Source organism: Paraburkholderia sp. SIMBA_030 (assembly GCF_046535245.1).
GTDB lineage: Bacteria > Pseudomonadota > Gammaproteobacteria > Burkholderiales > Burkholderiaceae > Paraburkholderia.
The window spans coordinates 1-251 of record NZ_JAWRXB010001189.1 but is presented as its reverse complement, the minus strand read 5'-3'; the positions used below and the strand labels follow the sequence as shown (position 1 = coordinate 251).

Genomic DNA, 251 nt, shown 5'->3' with positions numbered 1-251 from the left:
CATGCACGGCTCAGTCTGCCGGGACAGCCTCGTGGTGGCCTGCCGCACGCAGGGCAGCCCGCAGCTTGACGGCCGTGGCGTCCATGACCGCCGGGTCCGGATTGTGGTCCGCGTTATGCACCTCGAAGTCCGCTGTGGAATAGGCCGGCCACACATGCACGTGCAGGTGGTCCACCTCGAAGCCCTCCATCAGGACGCCTAAACGCTTTGCGGAAAACAACTCTTCCTGGACTTTTCCAATGCTCTGGGCC

Annotated in this window: 1 protein-coding gene; it reads right to left on the bottom strand. The window is 63.7% G+C overall.

The annotated features are described in order from the left end of the window. Nucleotides 1-10: 10 nt before the first annotated feature. On the bottom strand, nucleotides 11-251 hold a 241-nt coding region (locus tag SB772_RS43790; RefSeq protein ID WP_410839001.1), incomplete at its 5' end, for an HIT family protein.